The sequence below is a fragment of the Ornithinibacillus sp. 4-3 genome, from assembly GCF_040958695.1.
In the GTDB taxonomy this organism is placed as follows: Bacteria; Bacillota; Bacilli; order Bacillales; family Amphibacillaceae; genus CALAMD01.
Genome location: NZ_CP162599.1, coordinates 336,743 through 361,225, shown reverse-complemented (window position 1 = coordinate 361,225; position 24,483 = coordinate 336,743). Strand labels below are relative to the sequence as shown.

The 24,483-nt window shown below is 35.1% G+C and carries 25 protein-coding genes; 10 read left to right on the top strand and 15 right to left on the bottom strand.

All coding sequences use genetic code 11. The features are described from left to right. Positions 1-30: 30 nt before the first annotated feature. The 3 genes from AB4Y30_RS01905 to AB4Y30_RS01895 all read right to left on the bottom strand — a co-directional run bounded on the left by AB4Y30_RS01905 (position 31) and on the right by AB4Y30_RS01895 (position 4,207). On the bottom strand, positions 31-2,676 hold the full coding sequence (locus AB4Y30_RS01905) for a calcium-transporting P-type ATPase, PMR1-type (protein ID WP_368653829.1): 2,646 nt from the start codon (positions 2,674-2,676) through the stop codon (positions 31-33). Between the two features lie 109 nt (positions 2,677-2,785). Next, complete coding sequence (locus AB4Y30_RS01900; RefSeq protein ID WP_368653828.1) at positions 2,786-3,226, bottom strand: MarR family winged helix-turn-helix transcriptional regulator; 441 nt, start codon at positions 3,224-3,226, stop codon at positions 2,786-2,788. Positions 3,227-3,301: 75 nt separating this feature from the next. After that, positions 3,302-4,207 carry a substrate-binding domain-containing protein gene (locus AB4Y30_RS01895; RefSeq protein WP_368653827.1) on the bottom strand — a complete coding sequence of 302 codons (906 nt, stop codon included), beginning with the start codon at positions 4,205-4,207 and terminating at the stop codon, positions 3,302-3,304. A gap of 158 nt (positions 4,208-4,365) precedes the next feature. Between AB4Y30_RS01895 and modA the strand changes: the two genes are divergently transcribed. From modA to AB4Y30_RS01880, 3 genes are read left to right on the top strand one after another with little or no spacing between them, the layout of a single operon-like run. Further along, positions 4,366-5,127 (top strand): molybdate ABC transporter substrate-binding protein, encoded by a 762-nt coding sequence (modA, locus tag AB4Y30_RS01890; RefSeq protein ID WP_368653826.1) that lies wholly within the window; start codon positions 4,366-4,368, stop codon positions 5,125-5,127. A 33-nt stretch (positions 5,128-5,160) separates the two neighbouring features. Further along, positions 5,161-5,838 (top strand): molybdate ABC transporter permease subunit, encoded by a 678-nt coding sequence (gene modB / locus AB4Y30_RS01885; RefSeq protein WP_368655148.1) that lies wholly within the window; start codon positions 5,161-5,163, stop codon positions 5,836-5,838. A gap of 22 nt (positions 5,839-5,860) precedes the next feature. Continuing rightward, the gene (locus AB4Y30_RS01880) at positions 5,861-6,505 is read left to right on the top strand and encodes a sulfate/molybdate ABC transporter ATP-binding protein (protein WP_368653825.1); all 645 of its coding nucleotides are present in this window, start codon (positions 5,861-5,863) and stop codon (positions 6,503-6,505) included. Positions 6,506-6,726: 221 nt separating this feature from the next. Here the strand turns inward: AB4Y30_RS01880 and metA are convergent, their stop codons facing one another. The 3 genes from metA to AB4Y30_RS01865 all read right to left on the bottom strand — a co-directional run bounded on the left by metA (position 6,727) and on the right by AB4Y30_RS01865 (position 9,250). Then, positions 6,727-7,635: a homoserine O-succinyltransferase gene (gene metA, locus AB4Y30_RS01875; RefSeq protein ID WP_368653824.1), complete on the bottom strand. Its 909-nt coding sequence runs from the start codon at positions 7,633-7,635 to the stop codon at positions 6,727-6,729. A 48-nt stretch (positions 7,636-7,683) separates the two neighbouring features. After that, a complete protein-coding gene (gene htpX, locus AB4Y30_RS01870; protein WP_368653823.1) occupies positions 7,684-8,562 on the bottom strand; it encodes a zinc metalloprotease HtpX in 879 nt (292 codons plus the stop codon). Between the two features lie 133 nt (positions 8,563-8,695). After that, the gene (locus AB4Y30_RS01865) at positions 8,696-9,250 is read right to left on the bottom strand and encodes a LemA family protein (RefSeq protein ID WP_368653822.1); all 555 of its coding nucleotides are present in this window, start codon (positions 9,248-9,250) and stop codon (positions 8,696-8,698) included. A 204-nt stretch (positions 9,251-9,454) separates the two neighbouring features. Between AB4Y30_RS01865 and AB4Y30_RS01860 the strand changes: the two genes are divergently transcribed. Continuing rightward, a complete protein-coding gene (locus AB4Y30_RS01860; RefSeq protein ID WP_368653821.1) occupies positions 9,455-10,261 on the top strand; it encodes a dihydrodipicolinate synthase family protein in 807 nt (268 codons plus the stop codon). 366 nt (positions 10,262-10,627) lie between these two features. Here the strand turns inward: AB4Y30_RS01860 and AB4Y30_RS01855 are convergent, their stop codons facing one another. Further along, the gene (locus tag AB4Y30_RS01855; protein WP_368653820.1) at positions 10,628-11,137 is read right to left on the bottom strand and encodes a hypothetical protein; all 510 of its coding nucleotides are present in this window, start codon (positions 11,135-11,137) and stop codon (positions 10,628-10,630) included. 99 nt (positions 11,138-11,236) lie between these two features. Then, complete coding sequence (locus AB4Y30_RS01850; protein ID WP_368653819.1) at positions 11,237-12,706, bottom strand: DHA2 family efflux MFS transporter permease subunit; 1,470 nt, start codon at positions 12,704-12,706, stop codon at positions 11,237-11,239. Between the two features lie 186 nt (positions 12,707-12,892). Here AB4Y30_RS01850 and AB4Y30_RS01845 point away from each other — a divergent pair, with 186 nt between their 5' ends. After that, on the top strand, positions 12,893-13,765 hold the full coding sequence (locus AB4Y30_RS01845) for a TetR/AcrR family transcriptional regulator (protein ID WP_368653818.1): 873 nt from the start codon (positions 12,893-12,895) through the stop codon (positions 13,763-13,765). A 173-nt stretch (positions 13,766-13,938) separates the two neighbouring features. Here AB4Y30_RS01845 and AB4Y30_RS01840 read toward each other — a convergent pair whose 3' ends face one another. Beyond that, on the bottom strand, positions 13,939-14,886 hold the full coding sequence (locus AB4Y30_RS01840; protein ID WP_368653817.1) for a threonine/serine dehydratase: 948 nt from the start codon (positions 14,884-14,886) through the stop codon (positions 13,939-13,941). 190 nt (positions 14,887-15,076) lie between these two features. On the opposite strand from AB4Y30_RS01840, the gene AB4Y30_RS01835 reads away from it, so the two are divergent. The 3 genes from AB4Y30_RS01835 to AB4Y30_RS01825 all read left to right on the top strand — a co-directional run bounded on the left by AB4Y30_RS01835 (position 15,077) and on the right by AB4Y30_RS01825 (position 16,930). Then, the gene (locus AB4Y30_RS01835) at positions 15,077-15,673 is read left to right on the top strand and encodes a hypothetical protein (RefSeq protein WP_368653816.1); all 597 of its coding nucleotides are present in this window, start codon (positions 15,077-15,079) and stop codon (positions 15,671-15,673) included. Between the two features lie 83 nt (positions 15,674-15,756). Next, positions 15,757-16,305 (top strand): hypothetical protein, encoded by a 549-nt coding sequence (locus tag AB4Y30_RS01830; protein ID WP_368653815.1) that lies wholly within the window; start codon positions 15,757-15,759, stop codon positions 16,303-16,305. A 106-nt stretch (positions 16,306-16,411) separates the two neighbouring features. Beyond that, positions 16,412-16,930, top strand: coding sequence for a hypothetical protein (locus AB4Y30_RS01825; RefSeq protein WP_368653814.1), 519 nt, complete (start codon positions 16,412-16,414; stop codon positions 16,928-16,930). 92 nt (positions 16,931-17,022) lie between these two features. On the opposite strand, the gene AB4Y30_RS01820 is transcribed toward AB4Y30_RS01825, so the two are convergent. From AB4Y30_RS01820 to AB4Y30_RS01795, 6 genes are all read right to left on the bottom strand, one after another. After that, the gene (locus tag AB4Y30_RS01820) at positions 17,023-17,772 is read right to left on the bottom strand and encodes an isoprenyl transferase (protein ID WP_368653813.1); all 750 of its coding nucleotides are present in this window, start codon (positions 17,770-17,772) and stop codon (positions 17,023-17,025) included. Then, on the bottom strand, positions 17,765-19,210 hold the full coding sequence (locus AB4Y30_RS01815; protein WP_368653812.1) for a DUF4153 domain-containing protein: 1,446 nt from the start codon (positions 19,208-19,210) through the stop codon (positions 17,765-17,767). Before AB4Y30_RS01815 ends, AB4Y30_RS01820 begins: the two co-directional genes overlap by 8 nt. A 111-nt stretch (positions 19,211-19,321) precedes the next feature. Beyond that, entirely contained in the window at positions 19,322-19,954 is a 633-nt protein-coding gene (locus AB4Y30_RS01810; RefSeq protein WP_368653811.1) for a hypothetical protein, read from the bottom strand. After that, positions 19,951-20,283 (bottom strand): PadR family transcriptional regulator, encoded by a 333-nt coding sequence (locus tag AB4Y30_RS01805; RefSeq protein WP_368653810.1) that lies wholly within the window; start codon positions 20,281-20,283, stop codon positions 19,951-19,953. Before AB4Y30_RS01805 ends, AB4Y30_RS01810 begins: the two co-directional genes overlap by 4 nt. A 268-nt stretch (positions 20,284-20,551) precedes the next feature. Beyond that, on the bottom strand, positions 20,552-21,685 hold the full coding sequence (tnpB, locus tag AB4Y30_RS01800) for an IS200/IS605 family element RNA-guided endonuclease TnpB (protein WP_368653809.1): 1,134 nt from the start codon (positions 21,683-21,685) through the stop codon (positions 20,552-20,554). A gap of 170 nt (positions 21,686-21,855) precedes the next feature. Beyond that, positions 21,856-22,404, bottom strand: a complete 549-nt coding sequence (locus AB4Y30_RS01795; protein WP_368653808.1) for a recombinase family protein — start codon at positions 22,402-22,404, stop codon at positions 21,856-21,858. Positions 22,405-22,498: 94 nt separating this feature from the next. Between AB4Y30_RS01795 and AB4Y30_RS01790 the strand changes: the two genes are divergently transcribed. Both AB4Y30_RS01790 and AB4Y30_RS01785 read left to right on the top strand, forming a co-directional pair. Then, on the top strand, positions 22,499-23,935 hold the full coding sequence (locus AB4Y30_RS01790) for a SulP family inorganic anion transporter (protein ID WP_368655147.1): 1,437 nt from the start codon (positions 22,499-22,501) through the stop codon (positions 23,933-23,935). A gap of 16 nt (positions 23,936-23,951) precedes the next feature. Further along, on the top strand, positions 23,952-24,371 hold the full coding sequence (locus AB4Y30_RS01785; protein ID WP_368653807.1) for a universal stress protein: 420 nt from the start codon (positions 23,952-23,954) through the stop codon (positions 24,369-24,371). The last annotated feature ends 112 nt before the right edge of the window (positions 24,372-24,483 follow it).

Sequence of the window (24,483 nt, the reverse complement as noted above, 5' to 3'; positions counted from 1 at the left end):
CTAAAACAATGATTTCCAATGGGCGTTGTCTTATAAAGAAATACGACGAACTGCTTTTACTACCTCATTCACTACTACTGGGATAATAGATAACCCTAATATAAACATCCAATCTTTTAGACTTAATGCCTGGATATCAAATAGATCATTAAAGAACGGTGTATGAACAAGAATCACCTGAATCAATAGTCCGATTAATACTGAACCAACTAAGAAGCGATTTGAAAATAATCCTACTTGGAAAATAGATTTATTTTCACTTCGCACATTAAAGGCATGGAATAATTGGGCTACACTCAGAGTGATAAAAGCCATCGTTTGTGCATGGATCAATGCTTCTCCAGAAATGTCAGCGAAATTCATCGTGAATAATGAATCTGCACCAGAGTAGACCTTAAGACCTGCTGTAAATGCAACTAATGTTAATAAACCTATTAATAATCCGTTCCAAAGGCTAAAGAATACATTTTTTCGTGATAAGATTTTTTCCTTTGCTTTTCGTGGCTTTTCTTTCATAATGTCAGGATCCTGTGTATCTACTCCTAAAGAAATTGCTGGTAAAGTATCTGTTACTAAGTTCACCCATAAAATTTGTACTGCAGTTAATGGTGCTGGCCAGCCCATTAGAATCCCGATGAATAACGCAACTAACTCTCCTAAATTACAAGACAATAAGAAAAGCACGGACTTCTTAATATTTTGATAAATATTTCTGCCTTCCTCCACTGCCGCTGTAATGGTTGAGAAGTTATCATCTGTTAATACAACATCTGCCGCTCCTTTTGCAACATCTGTACCAGTAATTCCCATCGCAACTCCTACATCTGCTTGCTTTAGTGAAGGAGCATCATTTACGCCATCTCCCGTCATCGAAACAATTTTACCTCTATCCTTTAATGCCTGAACGATACGAACCTTATGCTCTGGAGATACACGAGCAAACACGCTAATGGATGCTACCTTTTCTCTCAGCTTCGAATCACTCATTTGATTTAATTCCTGACCAGTAATAGTTTCATCCTCATGCGTTGCGATATGCAATTGTTTTGCAATCGCTAAAGCAGTCTTATGATGATCCCCTGTAATCATAATCACTTGAATACCTGCTTCTTTACATGAATCAATGGATGCTTTCACTTCTTCACGTGGCGGATCAATCATTCCTGTTAACCCAAGAAAGACTAAGTTTTCTTCAATAGATTCATGATTTATCACATCAATAGGCTTATAAGCAATGGCTAGAACTCGTAATGCTTGTTCTGACATCTCATTTACTTGTTTTAAGATTTCTTCTTGAGTTTGTTCTGTAAAATTCTGTATTTCACCGTCAATATCTATCCCTGTTAATCGAGGTAAAATACTTTCTACTGCTCCTTTTACATATACGAAATTCCCTTCTTCTGTTTGATGCACGGTAGACATCATTTTTCGCTCAGAATCAAAAGGCGCTTCATCGATACGCGGCTGTTGTTTCTCTACCTCTTCCTTACTCACTCCATGTGCACCTGCTGCTTCAATAAGAGCTATTTCTGTTGGATCACCTGATTTTTTATCTCCTATCACGGTTGCATCATTACATAATGTCATGGCGGTAAGAAAACGGGATATTGTCGGTTGATCTTGATTTAATTCGTTTAAAGGGGTGTACAAACCATTTGTATATACATGAGTTACTGTCATACGATTTTCAGTTAATGTTCCTGTTTTATCTGAACAAATGACACTTACAGATCCCAGTGTCTCTACAGCAGGTAATTTTCGAATAACGGCATTTCGTTTAATCATACGCTGTACGCCTAGTGCTAACACAATCGTTACAATAGCAGGTAAACCCTCAGGAATTGCTGCAACTGCTAAGCTAACTGCAATAAGAAACATATCTAGCACATCGCGTCCCTGGAAAAAACCAATTAAAAAAATCATAATAGAAATTACAATCGCTGCGATTCCCAAAATTTTCCCTAGTTCATCAAGTTTTTTCTGCAATGGTGTTGTTTCTTTCTTCTGTTCTCCTAGCATTCGAGCAATTTTTCCAATTTCTGTATCCATTGCTGTATGTAGAACAACTCCCACACCACGACCATAAGTAACTAAAGTAGACATAAACGCCATATTTTTTCTATCGCCTAATGGTGCAGATTCATCCAAAATTGTATCTGTAGATTTTTCAACAGCAATAGATTCTCCTGTTAAAGAAGACTCTTCAATTTGTAAATTAGCAGCTTCTATTAATAATACATCTGCAGGCACATAACGCCCTGCATCTAATACCACAACATCACCAACAACAATCTCTTCGGATAAAATTTCTTGAATAATTCCATCCCTTTTTACCACTGCCTTTGGTGTTGACATTTTCTTTAGCTCTTGTAATGCTTTTTCAGCTTTTGATTCTTGAATAACACCAATAACAGCATTTAATGCAATAACGAAAAAGATAATGAGAGCATCGCTCAGTTCTCCAACAACACCAGAAATTACTGCAGCAATAATTAGTATGTAAATCAACAAGCTATTCATTTGGTCCCATATTAATTTAAAAATCGATGCAGCCTTTGCTTCTTCAAATTGATTTGGTCCATTTTTATCTAATCTTCTTCTGGCTTCACTACTAGATAATCCTGTTTGTAGATTGGTATCTAGTTGCTTGATAACTTCATCATTTTTCTCCGTCATCCTACCGCCTCTTCTCAGATATTCTTTCTTAATATTATGCCATAGCTAAGTTTTTTTCGTTAGTTTTGTCAGCATGAAAAACAAAAAAATTAGGATTTCACGCATCGTCTTATAAAGATTCTGCGTGAAATCCTAATTTTTTTAACTGTTTAATCATTGTTTCTTTCTCTTCGTCTGATAAGCCTCCGAAAATTTCATTCAGTGCCTCACGGTGTTTCGGAAAATGTTGATCCATATGTTTTTTTCCATCTTCTGTAATCACTGCAAATGTCACTCGACGATCTGTTGGACATGCACGACGCTCTAAAAAATTCTTCTTTTCTAATTTATCTACAACATACGTAATACTACTGCTTGCTAGTAATACTTTTTGTCCAATCATTTGAATCGGTTGTTCTCCTTTATGGTAAAGCAGTTCTAATACAGCAAATTCAGTTTGATTCAAACCATAGTTTTTAATATCTTTAGCAACTTGTTTTTGAATCGCCTGATAAGCACGTGAAAGAACAACAAATAGCTTTAAGGAAAGCTCCTCTTCTTTATTACTCATCTTTATCAAATCCTTTAAATTAGTATATCTCGAATTAATTTTAATATAAGAAATTACTTTCGTCAAACTTGAAAATTATTGTTCATAAATAATTGTTCCCATCTCTTTGATATCATATCCTAACGAACGAACTTCCTCCTGAAAATAATCATCTTGTAAAATCGAAATCACATATTCCATCAGCTTTGTATTTTTCATATCTTTTAACATTACTAGATCATAGCTTTCTGTTGTGAGTGGAATAAAATCAACAGGCATTAGCTTGGCTGTTTGTTCAATACCAATCCCAACATCCGCCCTTCCATTAGCTACAGCGGAGGCAACTGCAATATGACTTGTCAATTCTTGATGGTACCCCTTTACTTCTTGACGATTTATTCCTGCTAACCGAAGATTCTCGTCTAATAAAACCCTTGCTCCTGCTCCAGGCTCACGGTTGACCATTACCACACCAGGATTTTTTAAATCTTCCCATGTTTTGATTTGCTTTTCATTTCCTTCTGCTACATAAAAGCCAACTTGTCTCTGAATAAAGCGTATCACTACAAATGATTGGCTCACCAAAAGCTTACGAACATATGGAATATTATATTCCATTGTGTCTCCATCCAGTAAATGTGTACCTACAATATCAGCCTGCCCCTTATACATGGCAATCAAGCTATCCATACTGCCCATATAAGAACGTAGAACTTGTCTTTCTAATAATTTACCCTCTAATGCGCGAGTTAAAATATCTAAGCTTGTATCTAATCCACTTATTACAAAGGATGAATATTTTTCTTCTGTCTGCTTTGGTGGCGTATTAGCTGTTTGCCCACGATTTTTGTAGCGCTGTAATTCTTCTGCTTCTACACGCATTTGCCTTCCTACTCGGTAAGCAATAATTTCTCCTTTTTTAATTAAATCGTACACAGTTAACTTAGAAACCTTCAGTAAATTCGCAATTTCCTCTGGTGTATATGATTCATTTTGTACCATATCAACACTCCAAAAAATTTATTTTATTTACGAAAAAATATAAAATAGTTATAATTAGTTATAAATAGACATAATTAGTTATATTTAGTTTTATAAATAAGCTTATCTTCTTATCTTCACCCAATCGATTAGAACTATATTTCTAGGAGGTTTTGTATATGAAAAAAAGCTACATCTTTATCATGCTAATCATTCTCTTAATAGGTTGCGCAAATCAAAATGAGGAAACAGAAAAATTTTCCTTAACGATTTCAGCAGCAGTCAGTTTAACAGATGCCTTGGAAGAAATTAAAGAAATTTATCAGGAAGAACATGATGTAGAACTTACCTTTAATCTCGGAGGTTCTGGATCACTTGCTCAGCAAATTCAGCAAGGAGCACCTGCAGATGTATTTATTTCTGCTAATCAAACTTGGATGGATACACTAGCAGAGGAAGAATTTATTTTAGCAGATACACGATCTGATGTAACTGGAAATAATCTTGTCCTCATTGCTGAAGAATCCTCTCCTATAGCATACCAATCATTTACGGAAATCGCACCTGATGATGTAGAAAAAATAGCTATTGGAAATCCGGAAAGTGTGCCTGCTGGTGAATATACAGAAGAAGCTTTACGTTACTTAAATATATGGGATACACTAAAAGAAAAGTTTGTATTCGGGAAAGATGTTCGTCAAGTGCTTACATATGTAGAGACAGGTAATGCAGAAATTGGATTCGTATACGAGAGTGATGCGATACAGTCTGATGAGATTAAGATTTTAGCAACAGCAGAAGCTGGATCTCATGAACCGATCACCTATCCAATTGCAGTGATTAAAGAGACCAAGCATGAAGAAGCAGCGAAGGCATTCGTAGACTATATGAATTCTGATGAAGCACAGGAAATCTTAGCAAAATATGGTTTTAGAAAATAGGTATTAGAAAATAGGTGATTGCAGATGCTGGATATGAATTTGTCCCCTTTATGGTTATCCGCTAAAACAGCGGCAATCGCAACAATTATTGTTTTTATCACAGGTGTTTTTCTAGCAAGATTTATTGCGCGCAATTCCTTTCGTGGAAAAAGTATTTTAGAAGCTATCTTTATGCTCCCATTAGTTCTTCCGCCAACTGTAGTTGGATTTGGGCTACTTTATTTATTTGGTAAAAATGGATTTATTGGTCAATTCTTATTAAAATTTTTCGATTTTCAAGTTGTTTTCACCTGGTATGCTGTGATTATTGCTGCTGTCGTTGTATCCTTTCCATTAATGTACCAAAGCGCGGCAGCAGCCTTTCAAAAATATGATCCAAATGTTGAAAATGCGGCACTCACGATGGGAGCCTCTAAATGGAAAGTTTTCTGGACAATCTCCTTCCCGCTAGCTTGGCCAGGGTTACTTGCCGGACTTGTCCTAGCCTTTGCCCGAGCACTTGGAGAATTCGGTGCTACCTTGATGATTGCTGGCTATATTCCAAATGTGACAGATACCATTCCACTCGCCATTTATTTTGCAGTAGAGTCTGGAAATATGGAAAAAGCAACATTCTGGGTCATTATTATTGTTTTATTAGGTTTTAGTACAATGCTATGGTTAAACTGGTGGAGCCGCCGAAATATGATGAAATACAATGATCATCGATAGTAGCTAGGAAGAGGTGAAGAGCATGTTACATGTTCAACTTTATAAATCATTAGCCCATTTTTCAATCGATGTAGAATTTACGGTTGGAAATGAAATTATTTCTTTATTTGGCCCTTCTGGTTCTGGCAAAACAACTATCTTAAATTGCATTGCTGGATTAAGTAAAGCCGAGCGTGGAGTAATTCAATGGAATGATGAGGTGTTCTTTCAAAATGGGAAGGTCCTTCTTCCTACACAAAATCGAAAAATCGGCTATCTCTTTCAAGACTATGCCCTGTTCCCACATATGACAGTATGGAAAAACATTGCTTATGGAATGAAGTCTGAAGCATTTGCTCAAGATTTAATGAGAGAACTTCATATTGAACATTTAACAGAAAAATACCCTCATCAAATATCTGGAGGAGAAAAACAGCGCGTTGCTATTACTCGCGCGTTAGCAACAGAGCCAGAGATTTTATTATTGGACGAACCGTTTTCTGCTCTAGATGAGACAAACAGATTCAAAAGTCATGAGGAATTACTTCGTATCCATCAACAATGGCAAATACCGATTATTTTGGTCACACATAATCATGAGGAAGCAAAAAAGCTATCCAATCGCATCCTTTATATGCAAGACGGTAAGCTGATAAGAAAAGCGCAGAGCGCCCGTTTGAAAACGTAGGGATTGGAGTGGCACAACCGAGATAAAGGAAACACGGTGAGGTCACGAACCGATGTTGACTTATTGTAGGGCGTGACGCGAAATCTCTTAGTTTTTGGCGCTCGGAGCTAGACAGCTCTATCTCTGAATAAGCACTAATTTGCGTAAATTTTATATACTTTTCTTACTCAGTAAAAAAGGATTCAGAAATCAGCATAGACTGATTTTCTGAATCCTTATTTTTATTCCCAAACATATGGTGTTTCTTGGTAAACATAATAGTTTAACCAATTTGAAAATAATAAATGTGCGTGTGATCGCCATGTATTTAGCGGGCGCACAGCTGGATCATTGTTCTTAAAATAATTTTCTGGAACATCAATTTCTAGCCCTTTATCTATATCACGTTGATACTCTTCTGCTAAAGTTGTTGCTTCATACTCTAAATGACCTGTCACCATCACATGCTTATCATCTACTGATTTGATAAGAAAAACTCCAGCATCCTCTGATTCCGATAAAATCATTAAATTTGGATTACTTTCTATTTCTTCTTTAGATACAAAGGTATGACGTGAATGTGGTGCAAAATATTGCTCATCGAAGCCACGAACAAGCTCTATTTTTGGATCCTTCACATCATGTGGGTACACACCAAAACACTTTGCAGATAAATCATATTTTTTAATACCATAATGATGATAAAGTGCAGCCTGTGCTCCCCAACAAATATGCAGAACGGAAGTAACATTTTCCTTAGACCAATCCATGATCTTCGTTAACTCTGGCCAATAATTCACTTGTTCAAATTCTAAATGCTCAATTGGTGCTCCTGTAATAATCATTCCGTCAAAGCGACGATCCTTGATATGATCAAATGTCGTATAAAATGTATCTAAATGTGATTTGCTTACATTTTTAGACTGATGTGTTGCAGCATGCATAAAGGTTACATTCACCTGTAATGGGCTATTTCCCAACAATCGTAAAAGCTGCAATTCTGTTTTTTCTTTTTCTGGCATTAAATTTACAATCACGATATTTAATGGACGAATATCCTGAGTTCGTGCTCGTTCCTCATCCATCACAAATATTCTTTCTTGTCTTAATTTCTCATTTGCAGGTAATTGTAAAGGTATCTTAATAGGCACTATTATCTTCTCCTGATACAATATTTTTCCGGACTCTACTTATCCTTATTACATATTCTGTAATCTTTCAATTCTATTTTCCATTGGGGGATGTGTCGCAAACCAGCTAGAGCGTTTTTTTGATTTACGTCCAGTCGGTCGATCAATATACATCGCCGCTGTAGCAGATTTCGCTTTTTTTACATCCCTAGGATCTGCACTTATCTTCTCTAATGCGTTAATTAGTCCTGTTGGATTTCGGGTAAATTCAACAGCTGTTGCATCAGCTAAGTACTCGCGATTTCGCGAAACTGCAAGATGAACAAATCGTGATACAAATGGTAATAATATGACAAATACTAGTGCAATAATAAGTAATGCAGGATGAGACTTCTGATTACCACGTCTTCTTCCAAACATCATTCGCGTACCGAAATCAGCAAGAATAGCAATCACACCAACTAACGCAATACAAATAGTCATCAAACGAATATCATAATTTCGAATATGGGCTAACTCATGTGCAGCTACCCCAGCTAATTCTTCGCGATTTAATGTCTCCAATAACCCTGTTGTAAAAGCAACAACACCTTTTTCAGGCTTTAATCCTGTAGCAAAAGCATTGGGTGATGGATCATTTATCACATAAATTTTCGGCATTGGTAGCCTAGAAGCGATACAAAGCTCCTCCACAACCGCATACAGCTGTGGATATTCCTCTCTTGTCACTTCTTTTGCCCCAGACATGGATAGCACTTGTGATGTTGCGGATAAATATGTAATCGGCAGATAAAAAGCTAATATAACAAGCGCAATAATGATCCCCGTTAAAGAATCATTATTGACTAAATAGCCTATCGCCCAACCAACTCCAACAACTATTAATGTGAAAAATGAGAGCAAGAGCATTGTCTTTCGTTTATTTGTTTGAATTTGTTTATAAAGCATATGCCCCTCCTTTTGAACACACATATGATGAGAAGTTTTGTTTATAAGCATTATTATGATTAAAACAGAAATATTCTAGATCACTTACCCAAATATAAATACTCATTTCAAAAAGCAATTGATATTTAAAAGCTTAAAACTCAACAGTTGGTACTTCTCTTTCTGCTTCAGGAATCTCTAACTGTTCTTGTCGCTTAAAATTCATCATATTAGCTAAAATGATTGTTGGAAAAGTTTCACGCTTGATATTATATTCTGCTACTGTTTTATTGTATAACTGACGAGAATAAGCAACCTTATTTTCTGTAGATGTTAGTTCTTCTTGTAAACTTAAGAAATTCTGATTCGCTTTTAAATCTGGATAAGATTCTGCTAAGGCAAAAATAGATTTTAAAGTTTGTTGAATTTCATTATCTGCATCAATTCGATCTTGTGCACTACCACTCACTAATTGACTACGCGCTTGAATTACTTTTTCTAATGTTTCTTTCTCATGAGTAGCATAGCCTTTTACTGTATTTACAAGGTTTGGAATTAAATCATGTCTTCTTTTTAATTGAACATCAATTTGACTCCATGCTTCTTGAATCCAGTTTCTAAATTTGATTAGACTATTGTATGTAACAATAGCATAAATCACTAGGATAGCTATTACTGCAATACCAATAATTAATCCCACATGTATCATCCCTTCTACGTGTTGTTTATTAACCATAGTATAACATAAAGTGTTTCCTTATCTGTACGTTTGTTCATTGAATTCGTTATTGACTAGCTGAAGAAAGTACAAGCTCCTTCATATTTTTAAAGTAGTTTTTCTAAAATTCATACTCATTTCTTATTTGACGTGATATGCTGTTATTAACTACTAAGTTTAAAGGGGGATATCGATTTGAAAGCATTAAATGTAGCAATTCCTACACCTTTTCATGAAGATGAAACAATAAATTTCCCTGTCTTTATAGATATTATTAAACATCTAAAACAAAATGGGATTGAATCTTTTCTTGTTTCAGGTTCTACAGGAGAACAACATTCATTAAGCATCGACGAACGGCTACAGATTATTGATTATTTTCAAAGTCATCAAGCAGAATTTCACGATGTAGAGCTTATCTTCGGAGTAGCTGCAACAAGGACAAAAGATGCTATTCGTCTCGTTCAAGCTCTAGAAAATACTATTTTTGATGCTATTATGCTTGGGTTCCCACCTTATATCCGTCCTACTCAAGAACAAGCTATTCATTATGTGGATACATTAATGCAATATTCTACAAAAGAAGTTGCTCTATATAATAATCCCGGAAGAACAGGCTTTGACCTAGCAGCAGATTCCGTACAAACCTTAATCCAAAAGCACCCTAATATATTAGGTTTAAAAGAAAGTGGAGATATTCATCGGCATCAAATAAATTCTTTTCCAGAAGGATTTATAATGTTCCATGCCGCAGACATGAATTTCGCTACAAATTTTCCACATGGATTTAATGGACTTTCTAGCATTGTTGCCAATGTCTATCCACAAGAAATCAAACAGGCAGTGGACGAGCTACTAAATAGTGGACAAGTAGATCATGATTCGATTAACCAACTTATCAATGAAGTAAATGAAAAACAAGCTGTGATTTTTGTGAAAAATCATTTTAATCAACTTAGTATTCATGCTGGTATTTGCCGCGCTCCTATTACTAATATTTAAAAATAACTCTGAAAATGTATATAAACTTATGCATTTCAGAGTTATTTTTTTCAATTTTCTCGTTCAAAACTTATCTATAGATTATCCACAGCACTTTTATATCTTGGGGAAATAAATCTTAAAATCTTATCAAATCAACCTTCTTTTTGTGCGTATAATATGTGCATAACTTTGCCATTTTCTGTGGATACTGTGCAAAACTAAAGAAAAAAGCTATGTTATCCCCTTTTTCATGTGGATAACCCTGGGGATGATGTGGATAAGATGGTAAAAGATTATAAATTATAAGAAAATAACAATTTTAATTCCTTCTCCGTTTTGCACGTAAAAATAATACACTGATAATCAGTACTCCTACGATAACTATCACAACAATAGGAGAAAATATTTTTCAGCCACAACTGATTTTGGAATGTCCACCTTTACTTCCTCTGTTGGCGCTATACCTTCCCCTAACTCCTCTAAGTCAAGTGTGGCATCCTTTAATTCTGCTGTACGCGAGCATAAAGATACGCGCATATCACCATCTTGATCCTCTACTGCATAAATCAAATATTCCTTTCCCTCGCTAAAAGGATACCCACAACTTGCGGAGTCTCTTTCTGTATAAACAAGAACTTCTGATTGTTCTAGTCCCTTCCAAATTTGATCGACTTCTATTTTAATTACTAATTCATCTGCAGTCGACTGGATAGGATTTGAACTATTCTTATCATAAATCTCAATAACCTTCCCTGAAAAAACAGAGGACACTCTCTCTAATTCTTCTGTTGGACTCTCTGATATTGCACAATCACAGGCAAAAATAACAGCTGGAATAATCATAAATAAAAATAGAAAAGCACTGAACAAACTTAATAACTTCCACTTTTTCATCCTAAGCCCTCCCCCTTTATATTTAGTTAGACTATCAGGAATCGAAAAAGTTACAAAAAAACAACTGTTGCACCATTTTGATTGGTACAACAGCCAGTTTTAAGTTAGTGCAGGTTTTACTACACCTTCTTCTTTTTCAATTTTCTTCACTGCCTGATCACTTGTATCGACTCGTTTCATAAACAAGGATAAGATTAATGCTAATATATTAATAGCTAAGGCAACGTAGAAGGAATATTGGATACCAGCCAGTAATGCTTCTTGAGACACAGACATCATGGCCGCTTCATTTAAAGTAGATGGATCTACGCCTTGCATTAATGTTTCTCCCTTTGTTGTAGTAACTGAATTCATAATTGTTATCATTACTGCCGTACCTAGTGCACCTGAAACTTGTTGCGCTGTGTTGTTAATCGCTGTTCCATGTGGATTTAAACTAGTTGGTAATTGATTTAAGCCGTTTGTCATAATCGGCATCATAACCATGGACATTCCTAACATTCTTAAAGTGTATACAGTCACAATATACGCATAACCCGAATCAACCTGAAGATGGGCCAGCATAAAGGTAGATACACCTGTAATCGTAAGCCCCACAAAAGCTAAAGCACGAGGTCCAAATTTATCAAATAATCGCCCTGTAATTGGTGACATAATACCCATAACTACAGCACCTGGTAGTAACATTAGACCTGAATGCATAGGAGATATTCCACGTACATCCTGTATATAAGCAGGTGTTAGAATCATCCCTGAAAACATCGCTACCGCGTTTACTACCATAATAATTGAAGCTAGAGTAAACATTGGATATTTATATGGACGTAAATCCAATAATGGATTTTCTAGCTTCAACTGACGAATCACAAATAGAATCAAGGCGATCCCACCAACAATTATCGTAGTCAAAACAATAGAGTCACTCCATCCATGGGCACTAGCATTACTTACTCCATATAACAAGCCACCAAATCCGATACTGGATAAAACAAGTGATAAATAATCAAGTGAAGCCTGTTTATCCTGCTCCATCACATTACGGAACTTCCAAATAGCTAATACTAAACTGATAATAGCTAGTGGTAAAATCATTTCAAATAACACTCGCCAGTTATGGTACTCAACAATATATCCTGACAGCGTTGGACCAATTGCTGGTGCGACAATCATAACCAGACCGAACACACCCATCGCTGTACCACGTTTATTACGTGGAAAACTAACTAGCATAATATTCATTAACAAAGGCCCCATTACAGAAGAACCTGCCGCTTGAACCATCCGCCCTGCCAGTAGCATACCGAAGTTAGGTGCAAAAGCCGCAAGAGCTGTACCTAAGCTGAATATAGCCATAGCTGTAATAAATAACTTCCGATTCGAAAAGCGTGTAATTAAAAAAGCTGAAGCAGGTATTAAAATCCCGCTTACAAGCATATAACCTGTTGCTAACCATTGCACAGTCGAATAATTCTCAATCTCTAAATCAACCATAATGGATGGAAGAGCTACGTTTAGTAATGAATTATTCAAAAAAGAAACAAAAGCTCCAACGAACAAAATACTAAGCATCACATATGGTGTTTAATTTGTTTGTGTAGTCATCATTTTCCCTCTAATCTTTACTAAAATGTTTCGCACTTACACATTTTATACCTATAGTATATTTATTTCAATTATTTTATACCATTAGTTCAAAAAATTGTTTTTTATCATTCGGAAACGTATACTATAGGTAGAGAAAGACAGGGTGATCAAATGAATGAACGGAAAAGAAAAGTAGCTGATATTGCATTAAAGCTATTTATTGATAAAGGATTTCAGAATACATCCATTCAAGAAATTATTGATAAAGCAGAAATATCTAAAGGAACCTTTTACAATTATTTTTCTTCAAAAAATGATTGTATCGCAGAAATATTAGAAAATATTCGCTATGATGCCAGTCAACGACGTGTTGCGATGCAAATCGGTCAGGACGAAAAAGATCGTGATGTCTTAATCGAGCAAATTACAATCATCATGAAGTTAAATGAGGAAAATAATTTACGTACCTTATTTGAAAATATTTTATCCTCCGATCAAGCTGATTTAAAAAAACTGGTCATGCAGCATAGAGTGATTGAAATGGAATGGATGGCAAACCGTTTAGTAGATGTGATGGGAGAAGATATTAGAGAGTACGCAACAGAGGCAACAATCCTTTATTTTGGAATGCTTCAACATATGTTATTCACCTTAAATGTTACCAATAGCCAATTCTCTTCACACAAGTTAATAGAAACATTATTATCTTATGTAGAATTATTAATTTCTCAAATGGAAAAAACTCAATACACGATATTGAATAGGTTCTCAATCGATTTACTAACAACGAATGTGTATAAAAAATTAATGACTCACACCGAACTATTAGCTATGGCAAAAGAATTGCAAACACATTATGATTTCAATGAGGATCAACAGAATCTATTTGACGTAATTATATCTGAACTAGAACGAGAGCCTATTCGCAAAGTTGTTGTACAAAACCTATTAAAACCATTTCTAACCTCATTTGAAGGGGAATCATTTATAGCACAGGTACAATTGTTTACCAATGCGGTTTGGACTTATTTAAAGGCAAACTAATAACTGAATTAAAGCTAAAGATTTATTTAAATTAAACGTTCTAATCAAAATAGGGACCTTTTATTAAGTTTGTAGAATACAAGCAAGCATGCTTTTAGAGTCTGCTTGCTTTTTGCGTTCATAAAAAAACTGTTGCACAATAAGTTTCCTCATTGTACAACAGCCTAAATTTTCTACTTCAATAATCCAGATATTTTTTCTAAATCTACATTTCCACCTGAGATCAAGCTCACTACACGTTTACCTTTTAAATCTAATTTATGATGCATAGCTGCAGCAATCGTTGTGGCACTTGAGGGCTCAATCAGCTGCTTCATACGCTCCATTACAAAAGAAAAGGCATTGCGAATTTCTTCTTCACTAACAAGCACAATATCATCTAAATACTTTTGTAATACTGGAAAAGTTAATTCTCCTGGTTGGCTTGTTCTTAAGCCATCTGCGATTGTATTTGTCGCTGGAATTGCTGTGATTTTCTGATTTAGTATCGATAAATAGGTATCCTGTGCAATTTCTGGCTCTACCGCAATAACCTTCACATTAGGATTAGATTCCTTAATGGCTACTAAATTTCCAGCAATTAATCCCCCACCACCAACAGGAATCAATACTGCGTCAACACCCTTCACCTGTTCTAAGATTTCCAAACCAACTGTTCCCTGTCCTGCCATAATTAATGGATCATCATATGGTGGTATAAATACACCTTCCATTTCCTCAGCAAGCTCCATTGCCCTTGGCAAGCGTTCTGCTGAAGTTGTGCCACACTTCTCAACTTTTCCATTATATGCTTTAATCGCGTTAATTTTACATTCACTAGCATCCACTGGAACAACAATTGTGGCAGGAACACCTAATTGATTTGCAATATATGCAACAGCTTGACCATGATTACCAGACGAAGCTGCAGTAATATATTTTGCACCTTCTTTTACAGCTTGCTTCACTTTATTTGTTGCACCACGTATTTTAAAAGAACCTGTCTTTTGTAAGTGCTCCGATTTTAAAAACATCTCCATTCCACATACTTCTGATAATTGTTCCGAAGTAAAGATTGGTGTTACCCGGGTAATGTCAGCAATATTCTCTTGAGCGGCTTTTACATCTTGTAGCGTAATCAAATGCCACACTCCTCTTCTTCGTAAAATTCAATCTTTTCTCTATTATATCTTATGTTGATAATCATGGATATTATTTCTTCTTAAATGACTGTCTCAAACATTTGCGATGTTTGGATTTGACTAATAATTATGAAATAATAGTATTTAATAATCATTATAAATAAAATGATGGAAAGGAGGTTTTAGAATTATGAAGAAAATGATTGGTGTACTTATAGCATTTGTTTTTGTGGTGACAGGTTGTGGCACTACAGGAAGTACCAGCGAGGGCGCGGATACATCAGAAGTATCTGCAATCATCAATGAACATTTGGGCATTTCACCGTATATTCCAGAGACAGATTATGAACTTGGCACCGTGTTATTGGAATATTTTCCCGAAGGTGTTAGAGATGAAGAACCTCATAAAGCAACCATAAGTTACTTTGAGTCTTTGGATGAGTTAGAGACGTTAGACGAAGAAATGAGAAAAGAATTTGAAGAAAATGACCCTCTCAATAGAAAATTTCTATATGGTGATATGTATCTGGAAGGTAGGATTATTTTCATAGAAATATATCCTGAAGGAATTAATATGCAGGATGGAGAAGTCATTGATATTTTAGGACACGACGTCCAATACGTATACTATGAAAAAGGAGATGGACGAGATTTTGATTTTGTAATAATGACTATAAATTTTGACGATGTAGGTTATAGTATAGAATATCTTAATCGTGGTCAATCTGATAATATTCAGGAAGAAGCTAAAGCACTAGCAGAAGATATTATTGAAAATAACTCTTAAAATACTCCAACAGACATTCCACAAAATCTCCCGATATACAATTCAGTACCCAATGAGAAAATTCATGGAAAGGAATGCTTCTCATGAAAAAAAGGATTGTTTTACCGCTCATTATCATTTTATTTTTTATAAGCGCCTGTAGTCTAAAAGAACTTGGTTTAAAAGATGAAGAGAGGAAACCAGAAGATGAAAAAGTTGGATTATATGATAAGGAATTCATAGATCAATCAGAAAACTGGGAGGTTAAATTACATCTTAGAGAATTAAGCGAGACTTGGAGCTCTTATAGAAGAAACCAAGCACCTTATGAAGAAGATACTTTAACCATTAAATATTTAAAAAAAATAGATGAAGGATTAGGTTTTCAGTATGATTGGATTTATGGAGACCCTATGAGGGGAGGTATAGGGGCAGGGTATAGAATTACCTTGCAGAATCAAGCAGAGTTTATAGACACAGCATTTCAACAAAGAATGATAGAAGAAGTATGTTTTGGTACATTGACCTTAAAAATTCATTGGGAAGATCAGGAGGGTGAGTCACAAGAGGAAAGCTTCGTTTTTCAAGATGATCAAAATCCACAGTGTGAACACATCGTTATTATGGCCCCTAGAAGTAATCTCAACTGGTGACATCAACTAAACTGTGTGGATTCTTCATATTTTTGATGCTTCAATAAAATCCTCTAATATAAGATTCAGTGCTAAAGAAGAGAACCCATCGAAAGGAATGCTTTTCATGAAAAAAAGGGTTGCCTTACCGTTCATTATAATTTTATTGGTTATAAGCGCCTGCAGTCTAAAAGAACTTGGACCAGAAGTTGGAGAAATGGAGTCAGAAAATGAGGAAGTTGAATTATATGAAAAAAAATTCCAAGATAAATCAGAGAATTGGGAGGTTAGATTACATCTTAAAGAATATCAAACAGAACATATATTTACGGAGGAAAATATTTTTAGATTTAATCGTCTAAAAGGAGTCGATGATTCGATAGGTTTTAATTTTGAAATGATTTATGGTGATCCTATAAAATATACTGTAACGCCGTTGAACAAAACCATCTTTTCCCAAAATCAAGATGAATATCAAGTCAAATTAGATCAACAAAGAATAATAGAGGAAGTCTGTTTTGATCAATTTACATTAAAAATTATTTGGAATCGCGGTGCAGAAGAACCACAAGAAGAAAGCTACATTTTTCAGGATCATGAAAACCCCATGTGTGAAAACATCGATCGTATAGCTCCCAAGGATTGATGTTAAAAAAGTGTTAAAGTTCCTTCTTGTTTAAAGTACTTTAACACTTTATCTTTTTAGAAACGCACGGAATTAAATCCATGCCCTTCCAATCACACTGTATTTCTCAACACATCATACTGATCGATATTTTTTCTGCGTTGCCATTCATAAATGGCCTCGAGTAAGAAATCCTTTGTAAAATCCGGAAAATATTGATCTGTAAAATATAATTCCGCATCAGCTGCTTGCCAAAGCAAGAAATTACTCAATCGCTTTTCCCCTCCTGTACGAATAAATAAATCAGGATCAGGTAATTCACTGGTATAGAGAAATTGCTGCACTAGCTCTTCGTCAATTTGCTCTGGGTGCACCTTATTCTCTCTCACCTCTTGAATGACTCGACGCATGGCTTGGAGAATTTCATCACGTCCCCCATAATTAAAGGCAAAATTAACAATAATTCCCGTATTATGTTTTGTTTTTTCAATCGCTTTTGTGATTGCATTTCGAGTTCGCTTTGGAACCTTGGTTAAATCCCCTGAAATCATAATTCTAATATTTTTTTTCATAAAAATCGGTAGCTTTTGTTTGAAAAACTTAATTGGTAAAAACATTAAATAATTTACTTCTTCTAATGGACGTTTCCAGTTTTCTGAAGAGAATGCATAGAGTGTAAGAATTTTAATTCCTAGATCTCTACTTGCTTCTATAATGTGCTCCATTGTTTGCGCACCAGCATAATGTCCTTCACTACGGGTTTTTCCACGTTCTTTTCCCCATCGACCATTTCCATCCATCGTAATCGCAATATGTTGTGGAGCAATAATTTTCATGAGCTTTTTTCTCCTCTCATTATTCAAACGTCATTTCATTAAATTTTTTCGTTACTTTATGTTTTGTAATATTATAGGATTGCCAATTTGGTAATTCTTCTAGTTCAATCCTTTGTAAGAGCTGCTTTAGTTCAGGGTAATCTGGATCTTTTTCATATAATCGCATCAATCCATCAATTCCGGTATAGGATTGAGATTCTAAATAATAAATATCAATTTTCCCTACCTCTTCATAGCGCTCTAAGTTTTTATTCACCACAATTTGATCTAAATGAATCACATTCAAAAATGCATAATAAAACAAACCAAGTATTAAGTAGAAATGAATTAATGATAAACGCTCTAACCAAATGCGAATAAAGGTATATGCAAAAATGACAATTAAGAAAATCATAAAGGTGCGTGCTAATAAGCGATCAAAGGTAAAACCATATGCTTCTTCATACAAGCTCAAACGCTGATATGCAGAAATAAGCATAATTCCGCTCACAACAACTAATAAAGAATATAGAATTTTTAAAGTAAGCTTCTCACCTTTTTTTGGTGTAACTACTAGCTTTAAAAATAATATTAACAAAGAAAAATTAATCATCGTTACAAATACTAATTCAAAAAATCCTCGACGTGCATAGTCAGCATAAGTAAATCCTTCGATTAGGTTTTCATTAAAGAAGTATGTAAACTGAATAGCAACAAATAGAACAAATACAGCATTAAGCATGACTAGAATCGTAATTGCAATAACACTTGACCACTCATGCACCTTCTTTTCTACTGGCTCTGCTTTAATTAATCTCGACTGCTTTGTAAGCACTTGAAATACGCCAAAAAACAGCATCCCTGCAATGATGACATAAACAATACGAAAGGCATCTTCCACCCACGTAAATTCGAAAATATACGGAAAGAAACGACTCATCATATCATTAAATACAGCATCTGCAGACATTAATAAGCTTAAAATAACCACAAGTAGTGGTGTACTAATTAATATACCAATAAAAACAAGTCGCCACGTTTTCCACCCTTCTTCCGTCTTTCCAGCTTTCTTTAATGCTGCTTTTACAAAGCTCGCACTATACTCTATTCCTCTTCCAAGCTTTGCAGCAACAAGTAAAATAAATTTTGGTGTGTTCCATTCGTATGTATTTGGGCTAGTGATTAAAACGATATGTGCTAATACTAAGATTGGAATTAACAAGATATTTAACTGGTAAAACAGAAAATTATCATACAATACAAAACTCATGCTTAGCATCCAAATTGCCGCCATAAATAATAATCCTATGCGACGGTGATGAAATCTTAGACGAAACTTCATAAATAGTACAGTATAAAAACCAAGAATAAATATCGGATACGCAATTCCTATAACCCCGTGTAAAAAAGTAAGCTCTGCTAATAATCCTAATCCTAAACAAATCAATAAAAACAGCATATCTCTCTTCTCAATTTTAATCTCCATTTTTAACCCTCCCAACATAGAAATGCTATATACATAGAAATTCTATGTATATAATTATAAAAAACGAGGAACAATGTCTAGTCGTTCCTATTGATTTTTTATTCCATTGATTTAGACTGAAACTTTCTTTCCCCAATAATACCCTAACAAGCTTATTGGATAAAGTATTGCTGTAAACAAAACACACATGACGATAAACGGTATATTCAGTAATGGTTGAAACCATTCGTGTGGAAGTATCTTAAAAATAACCAAATACATCAACACTAAATTAGGAATAATCGATAATAAAAACGTCTTTTGTAAAATGCGATAACCTTTATACCCAAACTCTTTGCCAATTTCATAGCCGAGCAATGCCCAGAATAATATGTACACAATAAATAGAATGGTTGGTACTTGTGTCAGCATATTCCAGATATTTTCAATCCAACTCCAATTATAGAAATTGTACACGATTGTCAGCAAGGAACCGCCGACAAAAATAATAATATTAGAAACGACAAACAACCATTGAACCTTCTTTGGTGTAACGCCACTTTCTTGCTTCCATAACTTGGCGATTTCTTGTGGTGTACCTAGGCGACTTATTAATTCATCATATAAAAGCTTCTCTTCATCAGAAACTTCCTGCAGCAATTCATATACATGCCCTTTATATTCTGCGATAATATCCTGTTTGTTTGGATGATTACCAATTTCTTTTTCTAGCTCTTGAAGAAATTTCTCTCCATCTGGATTCATACTTCATTTCTTCCAATTAAGCCATTCATAATTTGCACATAACGATGCCACTCTGATGTACGCTCAGATAACATCTCGCAACCCTCTGCAGTAATTCTGTAATATTTACGCCCTGGTCCCTTTTCTTGTTGCTGCCAATAATGCTCTATATACCCTTGTTTTTCCAGCTTATGAAGACCTGGATATAATGTGCCTTCTTTCATCTGAATATGATTATCACTGCGTTGCTCAATTTCTTTAACCAACTCATAGCCATACATATCTCGCTCAGCTAGTAGCTGTAATACTAAGATGGATGTACTGCCTTTAACAAGTTCACGATTAAACATTTTATTCACCTACCTAGAATTATTAGGTATATTCAATATACATAAAACAAAATACAATGTAAAGCTATTTTTTAAATTTCAAATTAAACTTGATGTAGCCACTCTGCTAATTCCGTTTATTAAACTACCCCCACTTATCGACCTCACGATCTGATGGAAGTGGGAGATTCTTGGGAACAGAGCGTACTTGTTGACCTATTTCTTTGCCAACAGCGGTTTCTCTTATGAACCAAGCTATCCCCGTAATTCCTACGGTTCTATCTTTCATTTAAGCGGAGTTTAAGATGCTTAAACCTTCCGCTAAGATATTTTTACTCGCATTGATATCTCTATCGTGTTGTGCATGACAAACAGGACAAGTCCATTTTCTCATGTCAAGTGTTTTCTTGTTAGCTTGATGTCCACAAGCGAAACATATTTGACTAGACGGAAACCATCTGCTTATTTTTACGATGGTTTTCCCGTACCATTTAGCTTTGTATTCTAATTTCGATACAAAAGCAGACCATGATACATCAGAGATTGATTTTGCTAACTTGTGATTACGTAACATTCCTTTGGTATTCAAGTCTTCGATACAGATAATATCGTGGTTTTTGATGATGTCTGTACTTAACTTGTTAAGGAAATCGTCACGTTGGTTCATTACTCTTTCGTGTAATCTAGCAACTTTACGTTTTTGTTTCTGATAGTTTTTTGCATCAAGCAGGTTCATGCCATTTTTCTTCGCCTGTAATGCACGTCTTGAAAGCTTTCGCTGTTCACGTTTTAGTTTCTTTTCCATTTTTGAGGTGAACTTATGATTGTCCATCTTACGACCATCAGAAAAAATAGCAAAGTCCGTGATGCCTAAGTCTATACCGATAGATGCATCTGTTTTCTCCAATGGCTGCACTTCTGTTTCAGCTAGAATGGACACAAAGTATTTGCCACTAGGATTACGTCTAATTGTCGCATTTAGGATTCGACCTTCTACATCACGGCTTTTGGCAAAGCGAACAAGACCAAGTTTCGGTAACTTGATTCGATTGTTTACCATAGCAATGTTATGATTTGTTTCTTTCGTTGTGTAGGATTGTACGTCATTCTTTTTAGACTTGAAGCGTGGTGCTTTATTTTGCTTCCTGAAGAATCTTGTATAGGAATCAGCAAGATTTTTAAGGGAGGATTGAAGGGCAATACTATCCACTTCTTTCAGCCATACCAATTCTTTTTTCAATTTGGTTAATTCGGATGAACAAGCATGATACGTTAATCCTTTGCCTGTTTCTTTGTAGGTTTCGTTCCATTGCCTTAAAAAGTGATTAAATACGAAACGACTGCATCCGATTGTTTTAGCAAGTAGAATTTCCTGTTCTTTGGTTGGATAGATACGGAATTTGTATGCCTTGTGAACGAACATGACCTCACCTCACAGATTAGGAATGTATGTTCCTATTTTATCACAAAAGCACGTGTTTTACCAACATTCATCTCCTACTTACTCACTGGGCTATTGCCCTTCTCGTTCTTTGAAGTGGGAGTCTTCTGTCGGAAACACGATAAATTTTTCATAAGAATCATCTAAGCTTTCTAATCTTCAAGCATTTCCAAATATCGGTATAGCGTAGATTTGCTGATATTTGTCTCACTTTTAATATCATGTAATGTGTAATCACCTGAATGATACATGGAAACTGCCTTTTGAATATTCACATCTGGTTTCTTTGGTCTACCAATCGCTTTTCCTCTTCCTTTAGCATCTATAATGCCATTTTCTGCTGATTGCTTAGCAAGATCTGTTTGCAGTTGAATAAAGTGTTTCAACATATCTTGTAAGGATCTAGAGAATACTTTATCACTATAAATATCCTCCTGAAGAAAATGAATGGATACCTCATCCCTCTCACATACGCTTACAATTTCATCAAGATGTCGAATGGTATCCGCTAAAACAAACATCCTTTCAACCACAATGGTATCTCCTGGTTTTAAGGCCATCAGTAATTCTTCTAGCTTCATTCGTTTTTTAGGCTTTCCATGTGCTTCATCGTAAATCGTATCGCACCGATTAGACAATAATTCTATCTGTCTTTCACATGTTTTATCATCATATAAAGGTCTTGCATAACCATAAATCACCAAAACGCTTCCTTTCCATTTTCCCAAAAAGGTTCCTTTATGGGAAACGCGGTGTTATAATAATATGCATAGAATCTTAACATTGAAGGAGATTATCATGCAAACTTTAAAACAACAATGGTTTGGCAATATTCGAGGTGACATCCTATCTGGAATTGTTGTTGCCCTTGCTCTTATACCTGAGGCAATAGCTTTTTCTATTATTGCAGGTGTTGATCCAATGGTTGGATTATATGCATCATTTTGTATTGCTGTAATTATAGCATTTGTTGGTGGACGACCAGGAATGATTTCAGCTGCAACAGGTGCTATGGCCCTATTAATGCTCCCATTAGTAAAAGAGCATGGACTTGAATATTTACTAGCCGCTACTATCTTAACAGGAATCATTCAAATTATTTTCGGTGTATGTAAAGTGGCTAAGCTAATGAAGTTTATTCCTAAGGCTGTAATGATCGGTTTTGTAAACTCATTAGCTATTTTAATCTTTTTAGCACAGGTTCCACATTTTCTTGGAATTTCTACAATGACCTATGTTTTCGTCGGTGTCACTTTAATTTTAGTCTATACATTACCAAGATTTATTAAAGTAATTCCAGCACCACTTATCGCTATTGTTGCCTTAAGTATTATTGCTATCTATAGCGGAGTGGAATTAAGAACCATTGGCGATCTAGGGGAAATTTCTAAATCACTTCCAGCATTTTTGATTCCAAATGTACCTTTTACATTTGAAACATTACAAATTATTTTTCCTTATGCCTTAGCATTATCTATTGTTGGATTATTAGAATCTCTATTAACAGCACAAATTGTAGATGATATGACAGCAACAGAAAGTGATAAAAACAAAGAAGCAAGAGGGCAAGGAATCGCTAACTTTGTAAATGGATTTTTTGGGGGAATGGCTGGTTGTGCAATGATTGGTCAATCTGTTATTAATGTTAAATCCGGAGGTCGTGGACGGCTATCCACCTTAGTCGCAGGGGCATTTCTTATGTTTTTAATCATTGTGCTCGGAGATTTGGTTGTCAAAATTCCAATGCCTGTATTAGTAGGAATTATGATTATGGTTAGTATCGGTACATTTGATTGGGGCTCTTTCAAATATTTAATAAGGGCTCCTCGAACAGACGCTATCGTCATGCTGACAACAGTCATTATTGTTGTCTATACACATGATTTATCCAAAGGGGTTATTGCCGGTGTTGTTTTAAGTGCTATTTTCTTTGTGATGAAAATTTCCACATTAAAGATATACCCTCATGGGAATACCTATAAAATAGAAGGTCAGCTATTCTTTGCATCTACAGAAAGTTTTATTAATTACTTTAAAAATAATGAATTTAGCAATTCTGAAATTAGCATTGATTTTTCTAATAGTCGCATTTGGGATGATTCTGGTGTAGGAGCTTTATATAAAGTATTGGATTTACTACGGGAAAAAGGCATTGATGTAGATATTACTGGATTGGATGCTTCTAGTCAAAAAATCATGAAACACTTAGAAGGTATTTCATCATCAAATTAGATGGGAGAGAGATAATATGTATAATCATATTTTATTAGCAGCTGAAGGCTCAGAAAATGCTGTTCGAGCAGCAAAAGAGGCGATAAAAATTGCCTCAAATAATGAGGAAGCTCTCATAGACATTGTATATGTTGCTGATTATCAAAAGGTTAAATCTGAGATATTACATACTACTTCCAATGAAGCACTACATCTCGAACGTCGTAGGAAAATTTATAATGTTGAAAAGCTTATCATTGATGCAAATATCAATTATAAAGTAACTATTTTACACGGTACACCAGGTCCTGAAATTGTGAAATATGCGAATGAAAATGCTGTGGATTTGGTCGTTATTGGAAGCAGAGGGTTAAATAGCTTGCAGGAAATGGTGCTTGGTAGTGTCAGTCATAAAGTAATGAAACGTGTGAACTGCCCTGCTCTTATTGTGAAATAAAAATATGCCCAACTGGATATCCAGTTGGGTTTTCTTATATCTATAGGTTTAATAAGCAGAGAAAAGTGTAACCTATTTAAAAGAAATTAGACTAATTATGTAAGGAGGCAAA